Below are 25,096 nucleotides of genomic sequence, written 5' to 3' on the forward strand. Positions count from 1 at the left end.
ACCGGGCTGCAAATTGCGAATGCGAGTAGGGGAAACGGTAGGCAGTAGCGGGCAGTGGGCGGTAGAACAGGCTTCCGCGCGTCCTCTGTCAAATGGACTTTACAAAGTCCGCTTTGAAGTCGGCGTCAAACCAGCTTTTTCCAGGCCGAGCCGCGATCGATCAGCGCGCGCCAGCGCCGCTTGAGGCTGCGATAGAGCCGTCGCCAGGCGGGCAGCGATCCATCCAGCCAGATCACATTGACCGGGCGCGAGGAGAGCGTGCCGGTGCCCGGCCGCAAGGGCGCATCCGGTGCGGCGATCTCGTAGAAACATTCGTGATCGGGCCAGTCGTAATGATCGTCCCAGGTCCAGGAACGGTGCGCCTGGTAATGCGCCTTCAGGCGCGCGGCCAGGGCCTTGTCGGTCAAGAGCGGCGCGGAAACGCGGCCCAGCCGCGGCATGGTGCGCTGCATGAAATAGAGAATGCGGTCGCTCGCATAGCCGGACACAAAGAGGCGAAGCCGCAATGTCTGCTTCAGCGCGCAGACGGCGCGATAGACCTGGATATGTTCCTCATGGCCATATTCCCCCCAGGGATTATGGGTGACCACCACGTCGTCCTCGGCAAGATGCCCGCTCAAGGCATCGACGAGCCGGTGGAAATTGCGGGCATAGCGATCCCGGTTGCGGCTGCAGGCAATGCCGTAGGGGGTCTCCACCGGCCGCGTCCAGTCCGTCGACTGATAGGTGCCGGATTCCGGAATATCGAGGGAAATGACGGTCTTCACCGGAAAGCTCTGCAGCAATTGCCGCCGGCCTTGCGTCACCTCCGCACTGTCTGCGGATTCGGTATAGCAGAGAATGATCTTGCGGGCGCCGGCTACCAGCGCACTCGCCCAGAGGATCTCATCATCCGGATGGGCCATGACGATGACGCATCCGGCAAAATCGTCCTGCGTCATGGCGGCGCTTCTCGGTAAGCTCTCTCTTACGTTCCCCGCTGCGCTTCCCCTTGCGGCGTTTGACGCTTTGCCTGTCTCATCCGGCGGCTCGTGCAATCCGTCTTCCCCCATCCTGCCTGATCCTTGCGCCCCAATGCCCGCCCCCGCGGGGTATCCTGTCGCCTCGGCAGGCATGCCCGCCGTTTTATGCCTGCTTTCGCGGCACTCCGGCCTTTCTATGCCCGCTTCAGCGGGCAGGGCGTCCCGCCCGTCCGGATGTCCTTCAGACCCAGGAGTTAAGGTTTAACTCTCTCTAATGAGATAACGAATACCCGGGTTTTTCCCGGCATGGTGAATGAAGTGTAAGCCTACCTGCCCAAAATGGAGCATTGCGGTTAGCAGGATTTACATAAGCCCCCTGTATGAAGCACGTATGCGTATATGTTTTACGAGGTCGCGCCTTGAAAGTCGCTTTGGTACATTATTGGCTGGTAGGCATGCGCGGGGGCGAGAAGGTCCTCGAGACCTTTTGCGATATTTTTCCGGATGCCGATATCTTCACGCTGGTCGCCGATCCGGACACCCTGTCCCCCAAGCTGAAAAAGCATAAGATCACCACCTCGTTCCTGCAGAAGATCGGCGGCGCCAGGCATTATCAGAAAATGCTGCCGCTCATGCCCTTCGCGCTCGAATCCTTCGATCTGACCGCCTATGACCTGGTGATTTCCAGCGAAGCCGGCCCGGCCAAGGCGGTGATCACGCGGCCCGATGCCGTGCATGTCTGCTATTGCCATTCGCCCATGCGCTATATCTGGGATCTCTATCCCCAATACCGGCAGGGCGCGGGACGTCTCGCCCGGTGGATGCTGGCGCTGACGGCGCCCGCGCTGCGCCAGTGGGATGTCACCACCGCGCATCGCGTCGACCATTTCATTGCAAATTCTGGCTATGTGGCCAAGCGGGTGATGAAATTCTACCGCCGCTCCTCCACCGTCATTCATCCGCCGGTCAATGTGGACCGCTTCAAGCCGGTCGAGGGGCCCAAGGATTTCTACCTGTGTGCCGGACAGATCACGCCCTATAAGAAGATCGAGCTGGCAGTGGAGGCCTGCACGAGGCTCAATCTGCCGCTCGTCGTGCTCGGCGATGGCGCCTCGGCCAAGCTCAAGCGCATGGCCGGCCCGACCGTCCGTTTCCTGAACGGCGTTTCCGATGCGGAGATGGAGCGCTATCTCGCCGGCTGCCGGGCGCTTCTTTATCCCGGCGTCGAGGATTTCGGCATCGTGCCGCTCGAAGCCATGGCCAGCGGCCGGCCGGTGATCGCCTTTGCCAGGGGCGGCGCCCTGGAAACCGTGGTCGACGGGGTGACGGGCCTGTTCTTCCACGAACAGACCACCGAGGCGCTGATGGAAAGCCTGAAGGCCTTCGAAGCGGGTCAGGTCGCCTTCGATTCCAAGGCGATCCAAGCCCATGCGCATAGTTTTCACGTCAAGCGCTTCGAACTGGAGCTGCGGCAGTTCCTCGGCCAGATCCCCGAACTGCGCGACATGGCCGGCCGGCTGAGGCTGGCGCCAGACGATATGCATGCCGTCCGGCTCGACGGCGCCCAGGCACCTTCCCCAGTATCCGGCCCAGTATCCGGGCCGGCATCCGGATCTCAGTTTGGATCTCAGCCCGGCCGAACTTTACGTTGAACCTCCCTTCGAGAGGCCTTTATCATGGCAGATCTTTCCACCCATTCGCTGGTTTTCGGCGGCTCCGGCTTCATCGGAACGCATCTTGTCCGCCGGCTCGTCGCCGTCGGCGATCGCGTCCTCTCCGTCGATATCAAGCCGCCGCGCGAGCGTCTGGAGGGCGTCGACTACCGCACCGCCGATGTGCGCGATCTGACGGATTTCGATCCCGGCATGCGGATCGACCGCATCTACAATCTGGCCGCCGTGCACACCACGCCCGGCCATCCCGATCACGAATATTACGAGACGAATATCCTGGGCGCCGTCGCCATCACCGCGCTTGCCCGCAGGCTTCAGATCCCGCAGATCGTCTTCACCAGCTCGATTTCGGTCTATGGGCCTGGCGAGGAGACCAAGAGCGAGGCGACGCCGCCGGCGCCTGAATCGCCCTATGGCTGGTCGAAATTCATGGCCGAGCAAATAAAGCGCGCCTGGATGGAGGAGGAGGCCGGCCGCCGGCTGGTGATCTGCCGCCCGGCCGTCATCTTCGGACCCGGGGAAGGGGGCAATTTCACCCGCATGGCGGCCCTTCTGAAAAAGGGTTTCTTCGTCTATCCGGGCCGGCGGGATACGATCAAGGCCTGTTTCTATGTCGGTGATCTTCTCGATGCGATCCAGTTCGCCGAGCGGCAGGAGGCGCGTTTCGTGCTGTTCAACGGCTGCTATCCGGATCGCTACACGCTGGAGGACATTGTCGAGAGCCTGCGCCTGCGCCACATGCCGCGGGCCCGCACCGTCCTGGTGCCCAAGGCCGTCGTGACCTTCGCCGCCATGCTTCTGAGGCCCTTTTCCGCCATGGGACTGGGCATCCATCCTGATCGCGTGACGAAGCTGACGCGTTCGACCGATGTCGTGCCGGGCTGGCTCGAAGCCATGGGGCAGGCCGATCGGGGCCGGTTTCCCGGCGCCATCGAACGCTGGAACGGCGAAAGTGACGGGCGTTTTGTTTAAGCATCGGAGTGGCGTCATGAGACGCTGTTAATTGATTGTCATCTAGCTCGGATCAATGATGTTGCCAATCCGAGGATGCTAGCTTCCACCCCTTCAGGGCGACCCGCCATATACCAGAAAGCGACAGCGGAGGCGGTATAAGTTAGGCAGTAAGCTAGACCGGTCGCGAAGAGTTCAATGACGAGTTGATCATCATATCTGAAGGCATACTGGCAGACCAAAAGTGCGCCGCAGGCCGGAATGACGGCCATAAAAGGCCTAATCGTAACGGCCAGCTGATCTTGTAAACCGATACCGCACATTGCTTTTGTCAGGATGAGAGATGACATACACACTACTATCGCGCTTCCCAATCTCGCTATGATCGCGCCTGGTATACCAAACAGGATGACGCCGGCCAAAGACAGGGGAAGGCGAAAAAGGAATTCAACGCCTGAGCGGATAGCAAGGTCACGGAACCGATTCAGTGCCAGAGCTAGTGGGAACACCGGCATGGTGGGCAGGGTGGGTATTGCAACAAGCGCAAGGCCCGCCAGAATGGGCGCAGCTTCTGTCCATTTGGGCCCAAGTAGGACGTTGATGACCGGGTTAGAACAGACTGCCAAAAACACTAAGACTGGCAGTAGCACCAAACAGAAGCCACTACTACTTTTAAGATAAGCTTCTCTTAGACGGTTGTTTTCTTGTGCGACTACAAAAGCTGATACTAAAGGCACTGTGGCAGGAATCGCGATTGCCTGCGACGGTAGTGAGGCCAGATCATTCGCCGCCGCAAATCGACCGAAAGCGGCCGTGTCAACAAAGCGTGGCAGCAGGATCCGGTCCATCTGCCAATTTATCGCGGTCAGGGTCTGGGACACAAGATTCCAGCTGATCATTCGCTCGAATAACGGCCAATCAGCTATAGTCAGGCGTGGCCACATTGGGGCTATAACATAAGAAAAAATCACCATTACTGCAGGCACAGTCAATGTACCGGCAGCAATCGCCCAGTAGTTTTGAGTCGCTATTGCGAGAGTTATTGCTACGGCGGCGGCGGCCGCCTTGCTAACGATTTCTAGCATGCCTCTTTGCTGGAAACTCATTGCCTTATCGAAAATAACCATCCGGGGGCTTACCATTCCCCGCAGAGCTGGTGCGGCAGAAAGTGTTGAGATCAGTATCATGAGCCGATCATCACCATAGAAGAGGGCGAGGGGATAAGAGAGAGTGATCATTATGATAGTCAACAGCAGGCCGCGCAGCAGGCCAAGGGTAAAGGCGGTGTTGTAGGCGCGATCGCTGATCTCGGGCATGCGGATCAAGACCGAAATTAGCGGCAGCTCTAGAACGGCTTCAAGAACAAAGATGACTGTCATCGCTGTGGCCACCAGGCCGAAATCAGCAGGTCCCAAGAAGCGGGCTAATACTAGAAGGGTCAGGAAGTCGAGCCCCCTTGAGATCAAGCGGGCGCCGATGGTCCAGAACCCAGCACGAATGGTTTTTTCAGAGAGTGCCGCCACTTTAGGATCGGACATCAGGTAGATTGGTGGGCATGAGGGGGAAGAGCTTCCTTTGCGCGTCTTGAAATGGTGAGCGACTGGGGACCTGTCACGGCAGCTGCTAAGCCATAGACACAGGCACTCATAATGCCAAAATCAGGTGAGGTACCAGCCAGTGCGCCGAGGATAATGACGGGTGGCAGGAAATACCGGACTGCATTGAGCACGGCCTTATCAACATCGGAGCCATTCGCTGACGCACGCAGAAATGTCTGAAGAACAAAACCATAATAAAAAAGACCACCAAGCAATCCACAACTACTAAAAATTGCAACGATGCTATTTGAAGCCCGTGTGGATCCAACTCCAACGCCTAAGAAGCCGGTGTCTAGAAGGGCATTTAGCGACACCAGAGTCCACATAGTTCGTTCTTCGTATGAATCTGACGTACTCTTTTGAAAAATGATTGTATCGACCAGCTTGGCGAAGGGCTCGAACAAGGCGGGAACTATCAACAGTAAAACATAGACGGCAGCAAGGCTTATGACAAATGACCAAAATTCAACTAGGAGTCCCTCTCGCGCAAGGCTACCTTGCTCTGCCTTAACCCAACGCCATACCCATTCCGTAGTAGCCATGCATCCAAAAACGGCCAGTCCGCCATAGGCGGATGATGAGGTTGATAAAAGCGAAAACAGAGCAAGAAGAACAATTAGGCAAGGAGCTAGAATTTGCCTGACGTAGCAGTTAGCTATTGCGCGACGAAAAAAATAGATTGCTGTCAAGAAGGTTACAGAAAGAGCTCCATATACGGACGCTTCTGGCATCAATCCTACAATCCGCTTAACATCAGCAATTTCAACATTTGTTAGATAGTCGTACGTCGCCGTCCTGAAGATGTCCAATAATGGACCAAGACCTAGCACGTCTAGGAAGCCAGTCAGTACGACCATAACGCCTCCCATGCACATGCCTAAAAGCACCTGCTGGCGGGTTTTTGGCGCCTGAAATGCAAGGGCGCAGGTCAGTGTGGTAAATATTGAGATTACCAGATAGCCCAACTGAGAAATATTCTGCTGCGTTGGATAAAGCGGCGCGGCTATGTAAGTGCTGTCATCCAGCCGCATTGGAATTATATTCACTGCGCCAGCGAAAATGCGCGGCATGAAAATCGTCGTCCAGATCGCTGTTATTAGAAAGAGGAAGAGTAGAAGGCAATGCGACGGTTGTAACGCAATATTAATGATATTCGAAGCACTGTTCCGCCCACCGACATACTTGACAATGAAAGCAAGGGCGATGACGGGTGTCGGCGTAAGACTCAGATTCTGGGTCAGAGCCGGCGGAACGACTGAGAAGGAGCCGAAAGACATGGAGCAGAACAAGAAGAAAAATATAAACGGTCCCCGGCTTACTATTGCGAAGGCCAATGTCAGCCAGAATAGAGCTATGGGAATGAATTCCATTTTACTTCCTTTGCCATTAATTGGGTACCGTCACAAGGGCACCTAGCCACCTCTTGTTAAACCCCCTTACTCCGATCAACTTGTCCGTGCGGGCGGCTTGGTATGCCTTCCAATCAAGCCAATTTTTGCAATGCTGCTGGCCAGCACCTCGCTGTACAAAGCAAGCACAGCGTCGCGCCATGTGGCCTCGGTATTGGCAAGGCTCATGCCCCTGGCATAGGCATTTTCGCTCATGACCTGCATGTCGGGATGGGGCAGGGCCGCGATATGGCGCAAGGCCGCGGCAAAATCGTCCGGATCCTGGGTGCGGCAGGCCAGTCCCATGCCTTTGGACACCACTTCATCGGCCAGGAAGGCCATGTCCGTCAGAATGACCGGCACGCCGCTGGCGGCCGCCTCCGCGGCCACTAGGCCGAAGGGCTCCGGCAGGCGCGATGGAATGACGATGGCCCTGGCCTTCTGGATCAGCGCGCCGATCTCGTCGCGGCTGCGCCATCCATGAAACTGTGCCTGCGGATAGCGGGCTTCGAGCTTGGCCCGCAACGGGCCGTCGCCGATGATATCGATTAAGAGACCGGCGCGTTCCGCCGCCGCCAGGGCATCCTGTGGCCCCTTTTCCTCCTCCAGCCGGCCGATGAAGATGAAGCGGTCATTATCCTCCGCGGCAATGCGGGTGCTGGAAAAGGGCAGAACCGGATTGCGGATCGTCGTCAGCATCGATGGCTCATAGCCGGCACGCAGCAGGCCCGCCGCCATTTTTTCATGAATCATCACGATGCGCGCCCAGTCCGGGGTCCGACCCATGGCGGCCCAGAGACGGGCCTCGCGGGCCACGCGCCAGAGCTTCTGGGGATAGGAGCGGCGATCGCAATGGGTAGTCAGGCAGGAGACACCCAGCGGCACGCGTTGGCAGGGCTCCTGCCGGCGATAATCCATATATGCGCCGTTCGGACAGGCATGGAAGGAATCATGGGCATGGATGATCGTCCGGCGCGCCACCCGCCGCAGCGGCACGAAGATCGCCGGCGACAGGATCTGCGACCAGATATTCACGTGATAGACCGTCTCCGACGTATCGTGAGCGGCAATCCAGCCGGAAAGAAGATCGGCCGCCGCCTGATTGTGAATGCCGTTGATGGCGGTGCGGACCGGATTGCCCGCCAGAAGGGCCTGCTGGCCGAGCGCCACGACCTCGACACCCAGCTCCTGGAGCTCCGGAGCCGCGCCGGCATCGCCCACGATGACCGTCACCGCTATATCCTGTGCCCGCAACAGCCGCAGGAGCAGCAGGACGAGAACGGTCGCGCCACCGCGGGCCACCGAGAAATCATTGATCAGAACCACCCGCTTCAAGGGACGACCTGCTGCGGCGGGCCGGTGCTGAGACTGCGGCAGGAGGGCGTCTTGCGGGCGGTCGGGCTCATCCAGCATCGGCAATACTCTGGTGGCCGTCGCTGATGAAGAGCGGTTCGACAGGGCTCATCCCGCGGCGCTTCAGCCGGGACATGATATCGGCCACCGTCTGGACATCCCGCTGATTGCCCATCACCAGGGATGTATTGGCGGCCGCCTCGATGGCGGGAAGCGCACCGCTCAAGGCATGCGGGCCGAGATAGACGATGACGAGATCGAAACGGTGGCCGCCCTCGCTCAGCCAGTCGGTCAGCGTGCTGATCCGCGGCACGAGGTCGAGCAGGCTGCGCGTGCGGGCCGGCGGCTGGGTGGCGCTCGGGCGCTGCACCTGGCCGGCCGGCATGAAGCAGAAGCCGTCCGCCGTCTCCGAGATCGCGATGAACTCCCCGGCAATGCGGTTCAGCGACACGGCATCGAGAAGTCCCGGATGCTGCTGTGCTGCCGCCAGTTCGGTCAGCCTGGCATCGGCATCGCCATCCACCAGCAGGACCTGATGCCCCAGCTGCGACACGGCATTGGCCAGCAGCAGGGCTGTTTCGGCAAAGCCCGGCTTTGCGGCGTAAAGGGCGATGCAATGGGTTTTGCGGGCCTTGGCCTCCCTGGCCCATCTGCGCGCCAGATCGAGATAGGGCGTGGAGGCCGAAACCGGCATGGCAGCCGGAGCCGGGGCCTGGGCAAGAGGCTGAACAGGAGCCTGGGCGATAGGTTGGACACCGGGTTGAACAAGGGGTTCAGCAGCAGGTTGAGCAGGGGGTTGAATGAGGGACGCAACAGGCGCGGAGGCCAGCACTGGCTCTTTGGCCGGCGGCTGCCTGCGCCCCATCCAGGCTCCCAAACCGGACAGACGCCGGAAAAGGGGCGTACGGCCTCGGCTCTGGCGGTTGTCGCGATCACCCTCGTCAGGATGGTTTTGCGCCGCGGCCGCCTCTCGAAGGCCGCGTTTTTCCCGCCTTGCCTCGGGCCCGCCGGTCGAGAGCGCAATGCCGCAACCGAATAGCAGGCCGAGAAGCGTGGCGCCAGCAACGATCAGCGCGCGAGGTGGTCCGCTCTTACGCAACGGCGCTTGCGCCGGCGAAATGATCTGCGGATTTTCGCTGACCGTCTGTTCCTGGCCGGTCAGCTGGCGGGTGCGCAGCAGAAAGGATTCATAGACAAGCCTGTCGCTGGCCAGCTTGCGCTCCAATTCGCGCAGACGCACCATGGATTCGTCATTCTGGTTCAGGCTGTTCTTGTAGTTTGTGAGATTGCTGCGCAGGATCTCCAGCTGGCTCTTCAGCTTGTCGCCATTGCGCGACAGGGACGTGGCGAAATCCTCGAGCTGCTTGTCGAGCAGGGAGGAAATGGTGCGGGTCCTCGCCTCGGCGCCGCGAAAGGAAGGATGGCGCTCGCCGAAGGAGGAGCGCATCACCGTCTGCTGTTCCAGCGCCGCCAGATAGCGCGTGCGCAATTCGATGAGGGCCGGCGTCAGTGAGGCATCCGGCGTCAGCCGCAAATATTCGGGGTTCGAGCGGGCGAGGGCCAGTTCCGAAATCAGCGCGCGATTATCCGCCAGGCTGGCCGAAATGCGGGAAATCTCCGTATTGGCCTCGGTGATCTGCTGTTCCACCGTCGGGCGCCCGCCAATATCGACGAGATTATGCTCCGCTTTATAGGCCTGGACGGCGCGGTCGCCGTCCTCGACCGCCTTTTCCAGGCTGGCCAGCTGGGCCGACAGATCCGTCGTGGCCTGGCGCAGGAAGCCGTTATTCATCGAGGCGCGCGTTTCAATATAGGTCTGCGCGATCGTATTGGCGATCCGTGCCGATTTTTCTGGATCATGGGTGGTGACGGACAGGTTAACAACGAAGCTTGATTTGTTCAGTGTTGCTGTAGTGACTAGTTGAAGGGCTTCTAGCGCCTTTTGTTTCCGCTTTTGTGAATCGGCTTCGTAGGGCTTGGTGGCGCCAAACTCTGGGTCATCCGCTAGATTTTGCGAAGTGACGACCGCCGATAGAACCTTGACGGAGGTCAGAATGAATTGTTGGTTGAGCGCACGTGCTTCTGTGGAGTTCCGATTGGTTTCGACTTCGCTTTGAACAATACGCGAGCCTTCCGGATCAACGAGTATACCAGTAGTTGCGACGTAATAATTACGGATAAGGAAAGATAGTCCTGCCGAAGTAACTAAAAATAGGACTCCCAGAGCGGCAATTAGCGCGATGTGATGACGTAAAGTCACCGAAACATAGGCGAAATCAATTTGAGAAACGGCCTCGGCACGGTTGGAACCCTGCATGCCTTCGTCGAGATCCGTAGTGCCAGCCATAGGGGACGCCGCTTCTTTATCCTGTTCACCTGGGATTTTCTCAGGCGAATTCTATTTCCAGTGTGTTAAGATATCTTTTACCGCAGTTTGGGCGCAGCCTGGTAAGGCTGGCCGCTCAGCCCCTTGTGCTTGCCCCTTCTCCTGGTCTTTGTGAGTTCCAGTGCTAGCTTCAGTTCCGAGCCTCACTCAGAGGCCCTTCGCCGGACCTTGTCTTTCCTTGTCCCTGTTCCATAGTTTTCAGCATCGATCCCGCGCGATCCTGCCTTGCCTGCGAAAGTCTCTCCTGTCGTGATGCTCAAGCATTTTCCCTCTTTTTCGAGACCCTATCTGTCGCGGCTCTCGGCTGCCCTGGAATATCGGGCCTGGCTTCTGGTCCTGATCGCCTCCGTCTTTGCCCTTGGCTTCGTCAGCCTCACCTCCGAGATCATGGAAGGCGAGACCCGCCAGTTCGACGAGAGCATTCTCCTGGCCCTGCGCGATGCCTCCGATCCCTCGGTTCCCATCGGCCCTGTCTGGCTGACCAAGGTCATGAACGACCTGACCGCCATGGGCGGCACGACCGTGCTGGCACTGATGACGGGCCTGGTCGTCCTTTATCTCTTGCTGCGCGGCTCGCGCCGCACAGCGCTTTTCGTCTCCGGCTCGATCCTGGGCGGATGGTTGCTCAGCAGTGCCCTCAAGCTCGGCGTGGCCCGGCCGCGGCCGGATCTCGTGCCGCATCTCGTCGATGTCTATGATCTGAGTTTCCCCAGCGGCCACGCCATGCTGTCGGCCATTACCTATCTCACGCTCGGAGCGCTCCTGTCCCGGCTGGAAAAGACGGCGGCCTTGCGGCTGTTCTTTCCGCTGATTGCCCTCCTGCTGACCTTTCTGATCGGCTGCAGCCGGGTCTATCTTGGGGTTCACTATCCGACGGATGTGCTGGGCGGATGGGCGGCCGGAACCGCCTGGGCAAGTCTGACCTGGTTTGCCGCGCGCTGGTTCCTGGGCGGGCGGGAGATCGAGCCATCCCCCGCCACCACGCATCCAGACGATTGAGGCTCAAGGATCGGGGCTATTGAAGGTGAGGGGGGGATCGGCCGGTTGCGGCGGCGCGCTGGCGCGCGATCTTTCAGCGCCTTGCGGCCAGCGCCCGCGCCACCCGGCCGCCCAATTGGGCAAAGGCATCGCGGCCGAGATTGCATGCCCCGTTCAGGGATGGTGGATAGCGCCGCACCGTGACCTGTTCCTGACGCCGCAGCGGCCAGTGCCTCTGCCAATTCTCCCCGACGCCCAAGAATTCGTGCACCGTCAGGCCCTCGGCGATCGACGCCTTCAGCGTCTCATGCGTCAGGAGAATGCCCGGAGAACAGGCTTCGAAGGCCTCGTCAAAGCCGATCTTCAACTCGTATAGACGTCCGCCGGAGCGAAGGCCAAGGCGAATGGCGACCGTGCGGCCATCAATCAGCATGCGATCGCCGCGCAGGGCGCCGCTTGGCGCCATGCGGCCGAGATAGAGGTCGAAGAAGCGTCTCTGCCCCTCGTTATGGCTGAGCGATGTCTTGTTGCGCCCCTTCCAGCCGGACGCTTCCACCTGAACGAGATCCTGCAGAAAGGCCGCCCGGTTGTCGTCCTGCAGGGTCTCCATCAGGAACTGGACGGAGCCGAATTTTTCCGCGCGCCTTTGCTTGCGGCGCAGCATGGTCCGCGCGCTCTTCGACAGGCCCTCGTCGAGCTGCGCCTGCGTGGCGGGCAGGAGGGCGGCATGACCGCTTCCGGATCTTTCAATGGACAAGGCGCCGCGTCCCAGCGCTTTCACCGCCGCATATTCGCTCCCGTCGCGGGAGAGATGCGACAATTTCAGGGCGAGGCCCTGCCGGAGGATCGCCAGGACCAGCGCATCGAGCGCCGCACGATCGGCATAGAGGAAGGCATCCGGTTCCCCCACATCCCGCGCCAGACATTGGAGATGAGCGGCGGGACCCCGGTGAAACCGCGCCAAGGGCGCAAGGGCGACGAGGCTCTCGCCATCCCAAAGGGCAAAGACCTGCAAGTGAACCTGCCCCTCATAGGCTTCCGCGGCCGACAGCATCCATCTGTGTTGCAACATCGGATAGGGCGTCCGTTGCGCCAGGCGGGACCAGGCCTCGCCGATTGCATGCAACCGCGCGACGCTGTCGATGATCTCAAGCCGCATCCATTCCTCCGTCTTCGGTGGCTGTGGCGGAGAAATTGACGCCAAGGGATGAATATCTCCGTCACCTATCCCCGAAAATCCGAGGAAGCATCGCATTCTCACGGGAATGTGACTGCAACCAAGCCTTGTTTTTCGAAAGATCCAAGGTTTTTCGCGAGAATACAGGATCGCTTGATAAGCAAATTTATCTGATGTGGCTTTGCCGCCGCCTTCCGGCCGCGCGCCAGCCCCGGTCGCTTGTCCCGCTCAGGCGGTGGAGGAGGCGGGATGACATTTCAGGTCCGTCTGCGAAAAATCCTGACCCTTGAAGAGCAGCGGAGCCTTGGCGATTGCGGCAACGGCATAGGAGAAGCAGTCGCCCATGTTCAGACCCGCTGGATGTCGGCCCTTGCCGTATCGGTCCAGCGCGGATTCAGCCGCACGATAGTGCTTTTCGCTGAAAGCGATCGGCATGATGTTTGGCGCGTCAACGAACCGGGAAACAATGTCAGCCGGATTGGAAAAGCGTTTGGCTGTCAAAACCGTTCTGGTTTCGAACAGAGTAGGCCAGCCGACAACGATCTCTTCTTGCCGGAGGACCGACTTGAATGTTTCAGCTTCCGGCTCCTCTAGGACGATTGCGACAAGAACCGAGGTGTCGATCGCAATCATATGGGCAGACCGTTTTCGTCATAGAGATCATCATGCGCAGAGGTCGTACCAGCCGGAACAGTGCGACGACCTTCTGCTGCAAGCTCCCAGACGGCATCCAGCGGATGCTTTTTATCCTGTTGCCTCAATTCGACATCATAGCGCTCGAGCGCGATTTCGACGAGCCGGTTGATCGGCTGGCCCGTCCGGCGGGACAGCGCATGCGCGAGATCGCGCGCCTTGCTGCTGCGAATGGAAAGCTGGGGCTCGGACATGGTGTGCCTCGTCGAAAATGTGGCCTTAACATACAGACAGTAGGGCGAGATGGCAAGAGAATCGTGTTAGATGGCTAACCTCTGATAAGCGATAGTTATCGGTCGTGAAGGTGCAGCGAACTTCTTGCCTGCTGTCATGGACGCTAGGGGTTGAATGGCGTCGCTATGGGTTGTGTTTGCGTGGAAATCCATGGCCTTACGGCAGGGACTTTCGGCCCGGCGTTTTCTTCCGAGGCGCTTTTTCCCGGGTTTAACCGGATCGACGGAGACGCGCGATCGGCAGCGCAAAACTTGGGCTCCCTATCAAAATTTGCCGCAATCGCTTTTTAAGAATGGACGCATTCGGCCATGAGGGCCGCAGGCGGGATCATGAAATGGCCGGGCCACACCTTGACGCTGTGCCATTGCGCATCATCTCCCTCTATCGATAGTACATGATGTACGCGGCATTAACCCATCCGAGGCGCTGAACTGCCGGCCGATGGCATCATCTTGAAATGGAGGACTGACATGGCGACATCCCGCGCCTATACCGCAACCAATCTTGTCGATCCGACCTTCTGGTCGGGGGATGTCGTACGCGGAACCTCGAGCGAATACGTCATCAGCGACGGATACCGCACGGCTTATTATGACGGCTATGGTTTCGGCTATTCCGGGCGCGCTCTGGTGGCGGGCACCATGACCGGCTTCAGCCAATATGCCGGCAATTCCATCATCGGCGAGGTCTACGGCTTTTCAGCGCCCGCTTCGCTTGCCGATTCCTATCTCAGCCGCGGCGACCTGAAGAGCTTCATTTCCCTGATGCTGCGCAGCGACGACCAGATCTACGGCTCGACAGGCAGTGACAAGCTGGCCGGCTATGACGGCAATGACGTCATCTATACGCGCGGCGGCAATGATTATGTCGATGGCGGCCGGGGGATCGATACCGCCGTTCTGTCCGGAAACGGTTCCGATTACTTTCTCAAATCGGATAATGGCTTCATCTTTTTGGATAAGAAGAACGGCACATCCGACAATGATTTCATCAATGTCGAGCGCATCCGCTTCGACAATGGGACGCTGGCCGTCGATACCAATGGCAATGCGGGCCAGGCCTATCGCATCTATCAGGCGGCTTTCGACCGCACGCCCGATAGCGGCGGCCTGAAATACTGGATCGATCAGATGGATCGCGGCGCGAGCCTGACGGATGTCGGCTTCGGCTTTGCCCAGTCGCAGGAGTTCCGGTCTGTCTACGGCTCCAACCCCTCCAATTACGATTTCGTGTCGAGGCTGTACCAGAATGTTCTCGATCGCCAGGGCGAGGCGGGTGGCATGAACTACTGGACAAGCCAGCTGGATCGCGGCGCAAGCAAGGCCTATGTGCTGGCAAGCTTTGCCGAAAGCCCGGAAAACGTCGCGGCCGTCGCGCCGGAAATCAGCGCCGGCATCTGGCTGACCTGATCCTTCTGGCCGCCAAGGGTCGGCACGAGAAACACAAGCAGACCGATGACAGGGATAAAGGCCCCTTGGAGCGATCCGGGGCCTTCATCATTGTTCTTAAAGGATATGACCCGTTACGCGCTTTGCGCTATCTCCTCCAGGAAGCGGTCGGCGATGACGGACCAGCTATAATCCTCTTCGACGCGGCTACGCGCCGCGAGAATAAGAGCGTCCAGCTCCGTCTCGCCCATGTCTGCCATTGTCGCGAGCGCTGCAGGCAGATCGCTGGTCGGTGCGCAGAGGAAGTGTTCGCCCTTGGTGATGGTGAGGCCGCGGGCGCCGAATTCAGTGGAGATCACCGGCACGCCGGCCGCCATATAGTCCAGCATTTTCAGGTTGGTGCCCGTGCCAGAGTGCATCGGGTTCAAGGCGATATCGGCGATCGACAGCATCAGGTCGCGGGTTCTCATATCGACCGCCCCCATCATCTCCATATTGTCCGGCAGCCTGCGATCCTTGAAGGGCAGGCAGACGCTGCCAAGAATGACGAAGCGCGTCTGCGGGCAATCGGGCGCTTGCAGGATCAGGTCCTCGACGGCCTCCAGATTGGGGCCATGCCAGCTTCCCATGAAGATGGCGAGCTGCCGGCCGCTGATACCGCCGATCCCCTGCAAGCGACGGCGCTCACCCAAGGGCGTATAGGCGACATCATCAAGAGAAACGCCATTGGGCACTTCCGACAGGCGTGCCCGGGTCGGACCATACAGGCTTTCCAGCGCCTGGAGATCCCGATTGGCGCAGGCAAAGACCCGCTCGGCGGTGATCCAGCAGTCGCGCTCGGCCATTTCCACTTCCCGCAACAGGCTTCTGGCCTGCGGGAGATCGCCGAAGACCGCCGTCTTCAGGGTCTTTTCGACATCCTGCGCCTCATACCAGAAGCTCTTGTCGGGCGCTGCCCGCTTCAGCCAGTCCACCATGAAGGGATGGCAGGCAATGACGACCCGGCTGGTCATGGCCGACAGTTTCAGGGCTTCGCTATAATCCGGCGTCAGGCCGAGAAGCGCATTGGCCGTCACATCGCTGACCGGCTTGTGATCGACGAGCCGCGACACCTCATATTCGGCCTGGGCATGCGCCTGGCTGCGCGGAATGCTGATTTCCATCAGGCCCGGAGCGATTTCGGCCTCGTGGCGGACATCGCCGACGGCGCTGAGCGTGACGAGATCCACGTCATACGTCTTTGCGAGGTTGCGATAGAGATGGAACACCCGTGACTGGCCGCCATTCATCGGCGGATAGACTTTGAACGTCGTAGCCACGGTCATTTTCGGCCGGATGATCCGCGTCTTCACATGCGGAGCCGAGACCTCCAGAAGCCCCCGGGCGACCGTATCCCAGCGAATGGTGGAGACTTTTTCGCGGGCCGCCTGGCCAAGCGCCACGGCCTCCTCTTCGTCCGCCGCCAGGCGGTTCAGCCATTCGCCAAGCGCTGCCGGATGCGGCTTGGATACAAATCCGGTCTTGCCCTGCACCACGAATTCGCAGGGGCCGCCGCTATCCAAGGCGGTCAGGACGGGCTTGCCGCTCTTCATCGCCTCGATGGTGATGAGGCCATAATCCTCATCCACCGGAATGAAGGGAACGGCGCGGGCATCGGCATAGAGCCCCGGCATGGCATCATCGGCCACATAGCCCAGGAAACGGATGCGCGGATCCTCCCCGGCAACCGCCTTCAGGCGGGCCTCGTCCGGGCCCGTGCCGGCGATCAGGAGCGGAATATCGCCCTTCACCGATTTCATCGCCTCGATCAGGAGATCGATGCGCTTGGGCCGGTCCAGCCGGCTGCTGGTGAAGAAATACTGGCTTTTGCCGCAGCTGTAATTGTCGCGATGCGGCGGCGGATAGAGCACGTCCACCGGCATGTCCGGCGGGAAATAGCTCTTGCGGCGCGCAACCGTGGCGGAAATGGCCGCATAGCGCTGGATACGCATCGGTGAGAGCGCGGCATTGTCGAGGAAATGGATGACGGCACGGCTGAAGGCACCCGGAAACGCCGTGACCTCGGGCGGCAGGTCGATCTTGCGCAGGGACCGCAACCGGTCGAACAGTTCCGGGATCTGGTCGGGATCCGGATTGGCAATCCCGTCCTCCAGCCATTCCGCCAGATTGCCGAGCCGCGGATGCTTCAGAATGTCCGGATGATGCTGGCTTGACGGATAGGTGTCGTAGAGCCCGCGCAACCGGTGCAGCATATAGCAGACATGGTTTGGATGCTTGACCATCCAGCCCGGATATTTGCCGGAGATCACGCAATCATAGGCCGACAGATCGAGCTTGGAAAAGGTCTCGTAGGAACTGACGAGATCCCAGAAATTGCTCTCCGGCGCCATCACCGAGATGATGTCGCAGCGATGCTCGGTCTCTTCCTCGAAATGCTGCTGCAGGCCCCACCACAGGTTTTCCGCGCCCCCTAAGGCCAGCGGAACCGGATGCGGCGTCACGAGTGCGATCTTCATAGGGAGAAGTCCTTTGCATGCGGGGCAGGCAAGGGGGGCAGGTCCTGCAGCAGGGTTTCCACCACATGCGGCCAGCTGATGTTCATCGCCTCGTAGCGGGCGCGCCCGTTCCGGCCGAGCCGGCCGGCCAGCGCCGCATCGCCCATCAGCCTTTCCAGGGCGGCGGCAATCGCGTCCGGTTCGGGATCGGTTACATAACCGGTCTCGCCATCCACCACGAATTCCAGCGGGCCGCCGGAATCCCGGCAGGTGACGACGGGCTTGGAGGCGAGCATGGCCTCCAGCGTCACGTAACCATAATCCTCGTCCAGCGGGCCGAAGAAGACGGCCGCGGCATGGGCGTAAAGGTTGAGCATGTCTTCGCGGCTGACGGCCCCGACGAAGCGCACGCGGTCGCTCAGGCAAAGCTGCGCCGCCAGGGCCTCCAGATGGCTGCGCATGCCGCCCGATCCGGCAAAGACGGCGCTGATCGGCGTCTTGCAGGCGGCCAGCGCCTTCAGCATCAGATCCTGCCGCTTCAGCCCTTCCAGCCGGCTCGGCACGAAGACATAGGGCAGCGCCTCCTCGCAGCGCAATTCCTGCCAATTGGCCGGCGGATGATACAGCGCCCTGGATTCGATCTTGTTGAAATCCCGCAGGCGCTGGCAGACCCGCTCGGCAATGGTGAAGACGGCCCGCGCCGAGCCGGGCTCGACACCGCCCAGGCTCTCATTGTCCCCGGCGATGATGTCGTCGCGCAGCGCATCGGTTTCCGGCTTGCCCGGCAGCCAGCCATAGGGCGTGCCGTAAAGGTCGTAGGCCGCGCGATGCTGATGCAGCAGCCAGACCCGCTTGTCCGGATGGCGCAGCATATAGGCCGGGAATTTCAGGCAGATCATCCGGTCGATGCGGCCGCCATTGAACGGCAGGTAATTGGCCCCCAGCGCCTGATCCATGGTGTGGGCCGCGGCATCGACAGGCTCGAAATAAAAGGGCATCGAGATCTTGTGGACGCTATGGCCGGCGGCATGCACCGCCTCGACCAGGCCATCCACCAGAAATTCCGCCCCGCCATGAATGCCGGGTGTATGAACCGTCGCTATCCCCACACGCATCAGGCTTGGCCATCCCCGGCCGTTTCCGCCAAGGGCTTTTGCGCATAGAGCGCATAATCGGCCGGCTGACGGAACCAGTCATTGACCTCCTGGGGCTCGAAACCGCTTTCCGGCTGGGTCAGGTCGCAGTCTTCATCTTTCCGGATGATGCGGGCATTGGTGAAGCCCCGGGCTTCGGCGACGAAGCGCAGATAATCCGGCGGAAGCGGCTTGTTGTGCGTCGGGTCGTAATGGAAGGTACAGGCGCCGACCACGAGATTTTCCGGATTGGGCGTCTCGAACAGCACGAGCCCGCCCGGCATCAGAACCCGGTTGGCGATGTCGAAGAGGCTGACCAGGTCCTTGAAGCCGATATGTTCGACGATATGGAAGCCGGTAATGGCGCCCAGGCTGTGATCCGGCAGCGAGCGCAGATAGGCGATGGCGTCGCCTTCCAGCACGTCGAGGTCGAGCGCCTTGGCCTCCGCCACCATGGCGCCGTTCAGGTCTATGCCGCGGGTGGCGATATTGTTGCGCTTCAAGAGCGAGAGGAATTCGCCGCGGCCGCAGCCGATATCGAGGACGACGCCGCCGGCGGCAATCGGCTTGTTGGTCCTGAAGATCGGCAGATAGCGTTCCGAGCGCCGCAGGATCTCGCTGGTCGAGCCCCGGAAGCGGTTCTCGAAGGCGACATAGAGGGAATCGAGCGAAGCCTCTTCCAGCGCGGTCACGGCCGGCTGATGCTCGGCCGGCAGTCTGGCGCGCGCCTCGGCGATCAGGCTGTTGAGGGCCGTGCGCTGGGCGACGATCTCCTGGCGGATCGAGCGGATTTCCGAGAGCGAGGCGACGGCCCTGTCCTTGGAGGTTTCGGCATCGGCCCGGGCTTCGGCCGCCCTGTGCTCGGTCACCGCGGTCCGCTTTTCGATTTCCATATGCCCGGCATCGAGCAGGGCCTGGTTCTTGCGGATGGCCGACAGCGTGCCGTTGATTTCGTGGATCAGCGTTGCATGGCGTTCCGACAGCAGGGCCAGACGGCGCTGGGTGGTCGAGCGCACGATGAAGCGCATGAAGGGCTCGAAAAGCTTGCCGATCGCCGGCAGGCCCGCCAGACGGTCGAGCGCGGCCGCCGGCAGCAGCCAGCGGATCTTGACGCCGCGTGCCTTGCCCTCCGTCGAGCGCGACAGCGCGCTCAGCACCCGCACGGTGCTGATATGGCCCTGGCGCAGCGCCGGCAGGTAATAGCTCCGGCCGACGCCATCCATGTCGCGTCCCAAAAGGACCCGATAGGCATTGCGCAGGAAATCCTCGTCGTCCAGTGCCGCGAATTCCTCGATCGTATAGAAGGGGCGGCCCAGCGGAATGATCTCGCCATCATCCGGCTCCTGGACGAGAGGAATGGTGCCCAGCCCCTGACGGCGACCGGCAGGCGGAGTGTCTTCGACCGCCACGGCCGCAGTCTCGGCCCGCACGCGTGCCAGAATCTCGTCAATTGTCGGCATATGGTCGGACATGGTCCGTCAAAGCTCCTGCTTCATCCTGTTTCCTTGCGCTCTATCGCATCACAGGCCGGGAGGGAACGGTTTTTGCGTTCCGGCGCCGCAAAGACCCGCAGGGTTAACCATGCGTCAAGTTTACCTTTGGTTAACGATAGGGGCCTGTGTCATGACGACATCTCCTATAACGCCAATGCGGATGAGGGACTGCCGTGGCCAGCTTACAGGGCGTTTTCGTTACGCTGTTCGGCAGACCCGCCGATCCCGCCGGCCTTGCCTATCTGGCGGGACTGACCAAAGACGGCCGCGACTGGAGCGGCTTGTCCGCGCTGGCATCGCAGCCGGAGTTTCAGGCCCGTTTTTCCGGTCTCTCCGACAAGGCGGCGGTTTCGCTCCTCTATCATTCCGTCTTCGGTCGCGCACCGGATGCGGCGGGCCTGGCCTATTGGCTGGCCGAGCTGCAGGCCGGACATCTCGATCGGGCAAGATTGGGCGTTGCCCTGCTGGATGGCGCCAGGGCCGGCGATCAGGCCATTGCGGTCTCGAAACTGGCGGCGGCCGAATTGTTCAGCGCGCATCTCGATCTGCCGCTGGAGCAGCAATCCTATGCCGGAGCCGCCGGCGCGCAGGCAGGGCGTGCCTTTCTCGCCGAGGTGCGGCCCGACAGGCCGGCCGACCCGGCCGGGGTGGATGACAGCATTTCCCGCCTGGCGATGATCACGGGGCCTGGCGGCTTTCCAGGGGGGCCTGGCGGCTTTCCAGGGGGGCCAGGCGGCTTTCCAGGTGGCGGGCAAAAGCCGGCCGATGGCGAACCGGTGGTCCTCATCTTCACGTCGCCGGATCTCGTCAAGCTCGATCATGCGCCGGAGACGGGACGCGTGATCCTGACCGCCGCCACCATCAACAATATCGAATTCAACAGCTGGAGCCTTTCCGGCGCCGATGCCCTGGCCTTTGCCATCCAGAAGGACAGCGGTGCCATCCGCCTGCAGGATGCCGGCTATCTGCGCGACAGGGAAGTGGCGAGCTTCATGGTCACGGCGACCGATGCGGCCGGCCACAGCGCCACCCAGACGGTCACCGTGGCCCTTGCCGGCCATTTCGCCGATCAGGCCTCGGTGCTCGGCCTCGGAGCCGATCCGGGCGGTTTTGGCGCCGGCCCGGCCGGGGGCATCGACCTTTTCTGAGCGTCAGGCCCACAGATCATACCAGTGCGCCTGGGTGACGGCGACCAGATCGACGCCGCCCGGCGCCGTGCCGGCCTGCGCCTTGCCCAGGCTGTCGACGGCGGCGCGGTTTTCGGCGCTGAGCGAAAAGCCGACCAGGACATCGGCGCGGCTCATGCCGCCGCTCGACAGCGTGCCGGTCCAGTAGTCGAGGCCGGCGCTTTCGCCGGCGCGATCCAGCACGTTCTTGTAGAGGACCTGAACGAAGGCGCCATCATCCATGGCCTTGGCATTGCCGAAGCGGCTGGTGAACTCGTCGGCATTGATGATGCCGCTGGCCAGATCGCGCAGCGAGCCGCCCTTGCCGAGCACGCCCGACCAATAGGCAAGGCCGGATGTGTCGATCGTGCGGTCGAGACCGGCATTGTAGACGAGCGAAATATCGTGGCGCAGCGTGGCAAGCGAGGCCGTATCGGCGGCGGCATCGGACCCGCCAATGGCGAAGATACCGTCTTTGGTGGCCAGGAAATCGAGATTGCCGGCGGTGATCTTGGCATTGCCGAAGCCGATGACGAGCTTTGCGGCGGAACCGCTGAGGCTGAGTTCGGCCAGGCTTGCATCCAGCACCAGCGTGTCGAGGCCGCCATTGCCTTCCAGCATGTCGTCGCCGGTCTGGACGATGAAGATGTCATTGCCATTGCCGCCGATCAGGCTATCGGTGCCATCCGGACCGCTGATGGCGGGAATGACCGAGATCAGGGCGCCGCGATCGAGGCCGAGATAGGAGAGTTCCTTGCCGATCGTGCCGCCGGACAGGATATTGTGGCCGCCAAGCCCTTCGATCCGGTCGTCGCCGGCGCCGCCGATGAGGACATTATTGCCGAGATTGCCCTTGATCAGGTCATTGCCGGCGCCGCCGACCGCATTGTCGATCAGCGAGCGCTGGTCGCCCTGATAAAGAAGCGGCATGGCGACATTGCCGGGCGCCGTCTGGCCATTGCCGAGATTGGCCACCTGGCTATTGCCGAAATGGATCCAGCCGCCCGGCGACAGGTCGATCGAGAGCTTGCTGGCATAGGCCGAGAGGTCGATCGTATCGCGGCCGCCGCCATCCCAGAGCGTCTCGAACACCTTGTTGGCGCCCGGCGCGCCCTGGCCCTGGCCATTGACGAATTTCTCGCCGGTCGCGGCATTCCAGGAATAGACGGTATCGCCGCTGCGGGTGGCGAAATTGGCGCCGTAGAGATGCTGGATGGCGGCGATATCGCGGATCATCGGCGTCTGGGCATAATCATAGGTGCCGTTGGTATAGCCCCCGCGGCCGTCGCCGGCATAGGAGGAATAGCTCATCACCGTATAGGCCATGGCATCGATGGCGCTGGCGGCCGCCGAGGCGCCGAAATCCAGCGCATTGCCATTGGCGCCCAACGGCGAGAGCAGAGCGGCCTCGCCATTGCCGCCATTGCCATGCGCCGCACCGCCGCAGCAGGGGCAGAGCGCCGCACCGGTCCCGTCATCGGCAACAAAGCCGCTGCCACCGGCGCCGAAGACCGGCTGGTGGGGATGGTTGAGGCCGAGCGCATGGCCGAGCTCGTGGATCATGGTGATCTTGGCATAGGTGCCGTCGACCGGATTGGTGTAATAGCCCTTGGCCGTGCCGAACCAGACATCGCCGCCTTCGGCGATGGTGGATGGCGTATAGGCCCAGGCGGTGGCCGGCAGAGCGGAAGCGGCAATGCGCAGATCGGCGCTTTCGCCGCCGGTTTCGACGATCTTCAGGTTGATGAGCTCGGCCCATTGCGAGAGCGCATCGCGCACGCCATTGGCCTGGGTGCTGGTGAGCGCCTGGAAGCCCTTGGTGGTTTCGCCATAGCCATAGGCGCCGCCATACTGGCCGGCCGAGGTGGTGAAGCCGAAGGAGACAGAGCCGCCTGCCCAGCGGGCCGACGTCAGGAGACTATCGATGACAGAAGAACCCGCTGCACTGTTGGACGCAATACTTGCCATGACCCGCTATGCCCCTTGCCTGTTGCTGGAAGAGACAATACGAGATAAATTTTGATATATATTTCAGTTGTTTAGCGCATTTTTATTGAATAAAACATCAATTGCTTAACCATGCAGGGACGGCATGCGGCGGCGCGCCGATCCCCGTTCACGGACGCGCCGGAAGGAGGCCACGGGCACGGATCGCGCTTTGATGCGTTGTGCCGGGACAGAAAGCCGCCGGACGCGCGATCAGCAGGCCGGCCAGCAGTAGCCAGAGGATCGCGGGAATGCGATAAAGGCCGGATGAAACAGAAGATCGACATTTTTCCGCCGGGCAAGACCCGGCCGATCGAGGCGGCCGACGATCCCGCGCTCGCGCGAAAGGATGCGCTCAAGGATCGCGCCCTGATCGCCGTCGGTCTCCTGACGCTTCTGGCAGAGCTCCTGCCGCTCGTGCTCCTGCTGAGCTAGAGTATCCGTTTTGATCAAGTGGGTTTTGGCGTCCATTTTCGATTTTTCCGCAGGAGAGCGTTTGCCAGCACGATGAGCTTTCGCATGACTGCTGTTATGGCGACTTTCGGTGGTTTTCCGGCGGCTTTGAGCTGGTCGTATTTGGCACTGAGGTCCGGGTTGAAACGACAGGCAACGAGGGCTGGCATGTAAAGTGCCTGCCGAACGATGGCCCTCCCGCCAGCGATGAAAGCGCGTCCGGTCCATCGTCCGGACTGGCGGCTCATGGGGGCAAGACCGCAAAGGGCTGCGGCTGTTTTCTCCTCCAATTCGCCCAGTTCCGGCATCTCGATAAGAAGCGTGAAGGCCGTGACCTGAGATATGCCGGGGATCGAGACAAGGATATCGAACCTGGCCTTCAGGGTCGTATCTTCGATAATCAAGGCCATGATGGCCTCATCCACGGCCTTGATCTGCCGCTCGATCTGCCGAAGCCTGTCGATATTTTGTCTCTTCAAGAGCAGGTTGGACAGGGTCTTCGACCTGTTCTTCGCGGCGGTCCTGTCCTTGATCAGGGCCAGACGAGCGATATGCAACTCTTTCAGATCATTGCGGATTTGCGTGTCGGTCTCAAGAATGCGCGGTTGAAGAAGCGCGCCGTAACGCGCCAGCAGTCCAGCATCGATCCGGTCTATTTTGGCAAGTCTGCCAGTGGCTTGCGCGAAGCGCCTTGCAAGGCGGGGATTGACCTTGAGAGGGCCAAGCCTTGCACCATCATGAAGCGCTCGAAGGCCTTGTGATAAGGGCCGGTGGGTTCATAGACAATGCGTGCCACTGTCTTTGCGCCGATCCATCTGACAATGGCGGCAAATCCCTTGCGGTCATTGGCAACCTTCAGTGATTGGCCATCCGGCAGGCTGTGCAGATCGATATGGTCTTTCGAGATGTCTGCGCCGATGGTAATATCCGTCATCTTTTCTGATCTCCCATGCTTGTCATCCGAGCCCAAAGCTCGGGTATCCGTTCAGGACGATTGGAAAAGATGGGGGCGATCACACTCTAGCTCGGCCCGGCATTCGCAAGACTGGCGGCCTGCATGTCCACGATCCGTCCCCCATCGCCGGAAGAGGAGGGCCGTCCTCTCCGGCGCTTCTTTATCTCACCAAGAAGCAAGAAAATCATAAGACAAGCAGGTCCAGCAAAAATGCGTCAGCGGTTTTTGCGTCCGGACTGCGTAGAAACAAAGAGAGAGAGCCTACCCCGCAGACCTGCCGCACTGCGGTCAGAAGTGCGGGCAGAAGGCCCGGGTAGAAGGCCGGGCGCACATCTGGCACCCCGCCGGCAACGTGTTGACGACCAGGCCGTCACGGCTGCGGCCGAAGCTGGGCCGGAACTTGACCGAAATCCGGCAGACCTGTCTTTCCAGCGGCGCGGCCACGCTCCGTTCTGGAACAACTGTTCCCAAACGAGACAAAGTGAGAAATGCAAGCTTGGATACTCCGCCATAATTCGGCAGGAGATTTCGCCTATTAACCCTTCATTAATATTAAATATTGCTTAATTCTAAATTCTACCCTTAACTGCAGAGGCAGTCGCGCTGAAGCTTTTTGGGGAAACAACTGCTTTCG

The 25,096-nt window shown here is 60.7% G+C and carries 18 protein-coding genes and 1 pseudogene; 6 read left to right on the plus strand and 13 right to left on the minus strand.

Annotation, left to right across the window (positions count from 1 at the left end; genetic code table 11):
* Positions 1 to 125 precede the first annotated feature (125 nt).
* A complete protein-coding gene (locus tag QTJ18_RS00005) occupies positions 126 to 941 on the minus strand; it encodes a PIG-L family deacetylase (RefSeq protein WP_252755426.1) in 816 nt (271 codons plus the stop codon).
* Positions 942 to 1,381: 440 nt separating this feature from the next.
* Here QTJ18_RS00005 and QTJ18_RS00010 point away from each other — a divergent pair, with 440 nt between their 5' ends.
* Positions 1,382 to 2,614, plus strand: coding sequence for a glycosyltransferase (locus QTJ18_RS00010; protein ID WP_252755425.1), 1,233 nt, complete (start codon positions 1,382 to 1,384; stop codon positions 2,612 to 2,614).
* Between the two features lie 24 nt (positions 2,615 to 2,638).
* Entirely contained in the window at positions 2,639 to 3,607 is a 969-nt protein-coding gene (locus QTJ18_RS00015; RefSeq protein WP_252755424.1) for an NAD-dependent epimerase/dehydratase family protein, read from the plus strand.
* Between the two features lie 38 nt (positions 3,608 to 3,645).
* Here the strand turns inward: QTJ18_RS00015 and QTJ18_RS00020 are convergent, their stop codons facing one another.
* The 4 genes from QTJ18_RS00020 to QTJ18_RS00035 form a co-directional block, all read right to left on the minus strand.
* Complete coding sequence (locus tag QTJ18_RS00020; RefSeq protein WP_252755423.1) at positions 3,646 to 5,124, minus strand: oligosaccharide flippase family protein; 1,479 nt, start codon at positions 5,122 to 5,124, stop codon at positions 3,646 to 3,648.
* Positions 5,124 to 6,554: a hypothetical protein gene (locus QTJ18_RS00025; RefSeq protein ID WP_252755422.1), complete on the minus strand. Its 1,431-nt coding sequence runs from the start codon at positions 6,552 to 6,554 to the stop codon at positions 5,124 to 5,126. Before QTJ18_RS00025 ends, QTJ18_RS00020 begins: the two co-directional genes overlap by 1 nt.
* Positions 6,555 to 6,629: 75 nt before the next feature.
* Positions 6,630 to 7,985, minus strand: a complete 1,356-nt coding sequence (locus QTJ18_RS00030) for a glycosyltransferase family 4 protein (RefSeq protein WP_252755421.1) — start codon at positions 7,983 to 7,985, stop codon at positions 6,630 to 6,632.
* Complete coding sequence (locus QTJ18_RS00035) at positions 7,975 to 10,272, minus strand: GNVR domain-containing protein (protein ID WP_301557734.1); 2,298 nt, start codon at positions 10,270 to 10,272, stop codon at positions 7,975 to 7,977. Before QTJ18_RS00035 ends, QTJ18_RS00030 begins: the two co-directional genes overlap by 11 nt.
* Before the next feature lie 291 nt (positions 10,273 to 10,563).
* Between QTJ18_RS00035 and QTJ18_RS00040 the strand changes: the two genes are divergently transcribed.
* Positions 10,564 to 11,310, plus strand: a complete 747-nt coding sequence (locus QTJ18_RS00040; protein WP_252755453.1) for a phosphatase PAP2 family protein — start codon at positions 10,564 to 10,566, stop codon at positions 11,308 to 11,310.
* 73 nt (positions 11,311 to 11,383) lie between these two features.
* Here QTJ18_RS00040 and QTJ18_RS00045 read toward each other — a convergent pair whose 3' ends face one another.
* From QTJ18_RS00045 to QTJ18_RS00055, 3 genes are all read right to left on the minus strand, one after another.
* A complete protein-coding gene (locus QTJ18_RS00045; RefSeq protein WP_252755419.1) occupies positions 11,384 to 12,448 on the minus strand; it encodes a GNAT family N-acetyltransferase in 1,065 nt (354 codons plus the stop codon).
* Between the two features lie 246 nt (positions 12,449 to 12,694).
* Entirely contained in the window at positions 12,695 to 13,099 is a 405-nt protein-coding gene (locus tag QTJ18_RS00050) for a type II toxin-antitoxin system VapC family toxin (protein ID WP_252755418.1), read from the minus strand.
* Positions 13,096 to 13,353 carry a type II toxin-antitoxin system VapB family antitoxin gene (locus QTJ18_RS00055; protein ID WP_252755417.1) on the minus strand — a complete coding sequence of 86 codons (258 nt, stop codon included), beginning with the start codon at positions 13,351 to 13,353 and terminating at the stop codon, positions 13,096 to 13,098. The genes QTJ18_RS00050 and QTJ18_RS00055 overlap by 4 nt, the downstream gene beginning before the upstream one ends.
* Before the next feature lie 510 nt (positions 13,354 to 13,863).
* On the opposite strand from QTJ18_RS00055, the gene QTJ18_RS00060 reads away from it, so the two are divergent.
* Positions 13,864 to 14,802: a DUF4214 domain-containing protein gene (locus tag QTJ18_RS00060; protein ID WP_252755416.1), complete on the plus strand. Its 939-nt coding sequence runs from the start codon at positions 13,864 to 13,866 to the stop codon at positions 14,800 to 14,802.
* A 113-nt stretch (positions 14,803 to 14,915) separates the two neighbouring features.
* On the opposite strand, the gene QTJ18_RS00065 is transcribed toward QTJ18_RS00060, so the two are convergent.
* The 3 genes from QTJ18_RS00065 to QTJ18_RS00075 are packed head-to-tail and all read right to left on the minus strand — an operon-like array spanning position 14,916 to position 19,881.
* Positions 14,916 to 17,297, minus strand: a complete 2,382-nt coding sequence (locus QTJ18_RS00065) for a glycosyltransferase family 4 protein (RefSeq protein ID WP_252755415.1) — start codon at positions 17,295 to 17,297, stop codon at positions 14,916 to 14,918.
* Positions 17,294 to 18,391, minus strand: a complete 1,098-nt coding sequence (locus tag QTJ18_RS00070) for a glycosyltransferase family 4 protein (RefSeq protein ID WP_252755414.1) — start codon at positions 18,389 to 18,391, stop codon at positions 17,294 to 17,296. The genes QTJ18_RS00065 and QTJ18_RS00070 overlap by 4 nt, the downstream gene beginning before the upstream one ends.
* Positions 18,391 to 19,881, minus strand: a complete 1,491-nt coding sequence (locus QTJ18_RS00075; protein ID WP_252755413.1) for a methyltransferase domain-containing protein — start codon at positions 19,879 to 19,881, stop codon at positions 18,391 to 18,393. Before QTJ18_RS00075 ends, QTJ18_RS00070 begins: the two co-directional genes overlap by 1 nt.
* A gap of 194 nt (positions 19,882 to 20,075) precedes the next feature.
* On the opposite strand from QTJ18_RS00075, the gene QTJ18_RS00080 reads away from it, so the two are divergent.
* A complete protein-coding gene (locus QTJ18_RS00080; protein WP_252755412.1) occupies positions 20,076 to 21,050 on the plus strand; it encodes a DUF4214 domain-containing protein in 975 nt (324 codons plus the stop codon).
* Positions 21,051 to 21,053: 3 nt separating this feature from the next.
* Here QTJ18_RS00080 and QTJ18_RS00085 read toward each other — a convergent pair whose 3' ends face one another.
* Complete coding sequence (locus tag QTJ18_RS00085; RefSeq protein ID WP_289852227.1) at positions 21,054 to 23,036, minus strand: DUF4214 domain-containing protein; 1,983 nt, start codon at positions 23,034 to 23,036, stop codon at positions 21,054 to 21,056.
* A 285-nt stretch (positions 23,037 to 23,321) separates the two neighbouring features.
* Between QTJ18_RS00085 and QTJ18_RS00090 the strand changes: the two genes are divergently transcribed.
* Entirely contained in the window at positions 23,322 to 23,489 is a 168-nt protein-coding gene (locus QTJ18_RS00090; protein WP_225246624.1) for a hypothetical protein, read from the plus strand.
* Between the two features lie 14 nt (positions 23,490 to 23,503).
* Here QTJ18_RS00090 and QTJ18_RS00095 read toward each other — a convergent pair.
* Positions 23,504 to 24,441, minus strand: a pseudogene (locus QTJ18_RS00095) (IS110 family transposase).
* Positions 24,442 to 25,096: the final 655 nt, after the last annotated feature.

This window comes from Rhizobium sp. SSA_523 (assembly GCF_030435705.1).
In the GTDB taxonomy this organism is placed as follows: Bacteria; Pseudomonadota; Alphaproteobacteria; order Rhizobiales; family Rhizobiaceae; genus Neorhizobium.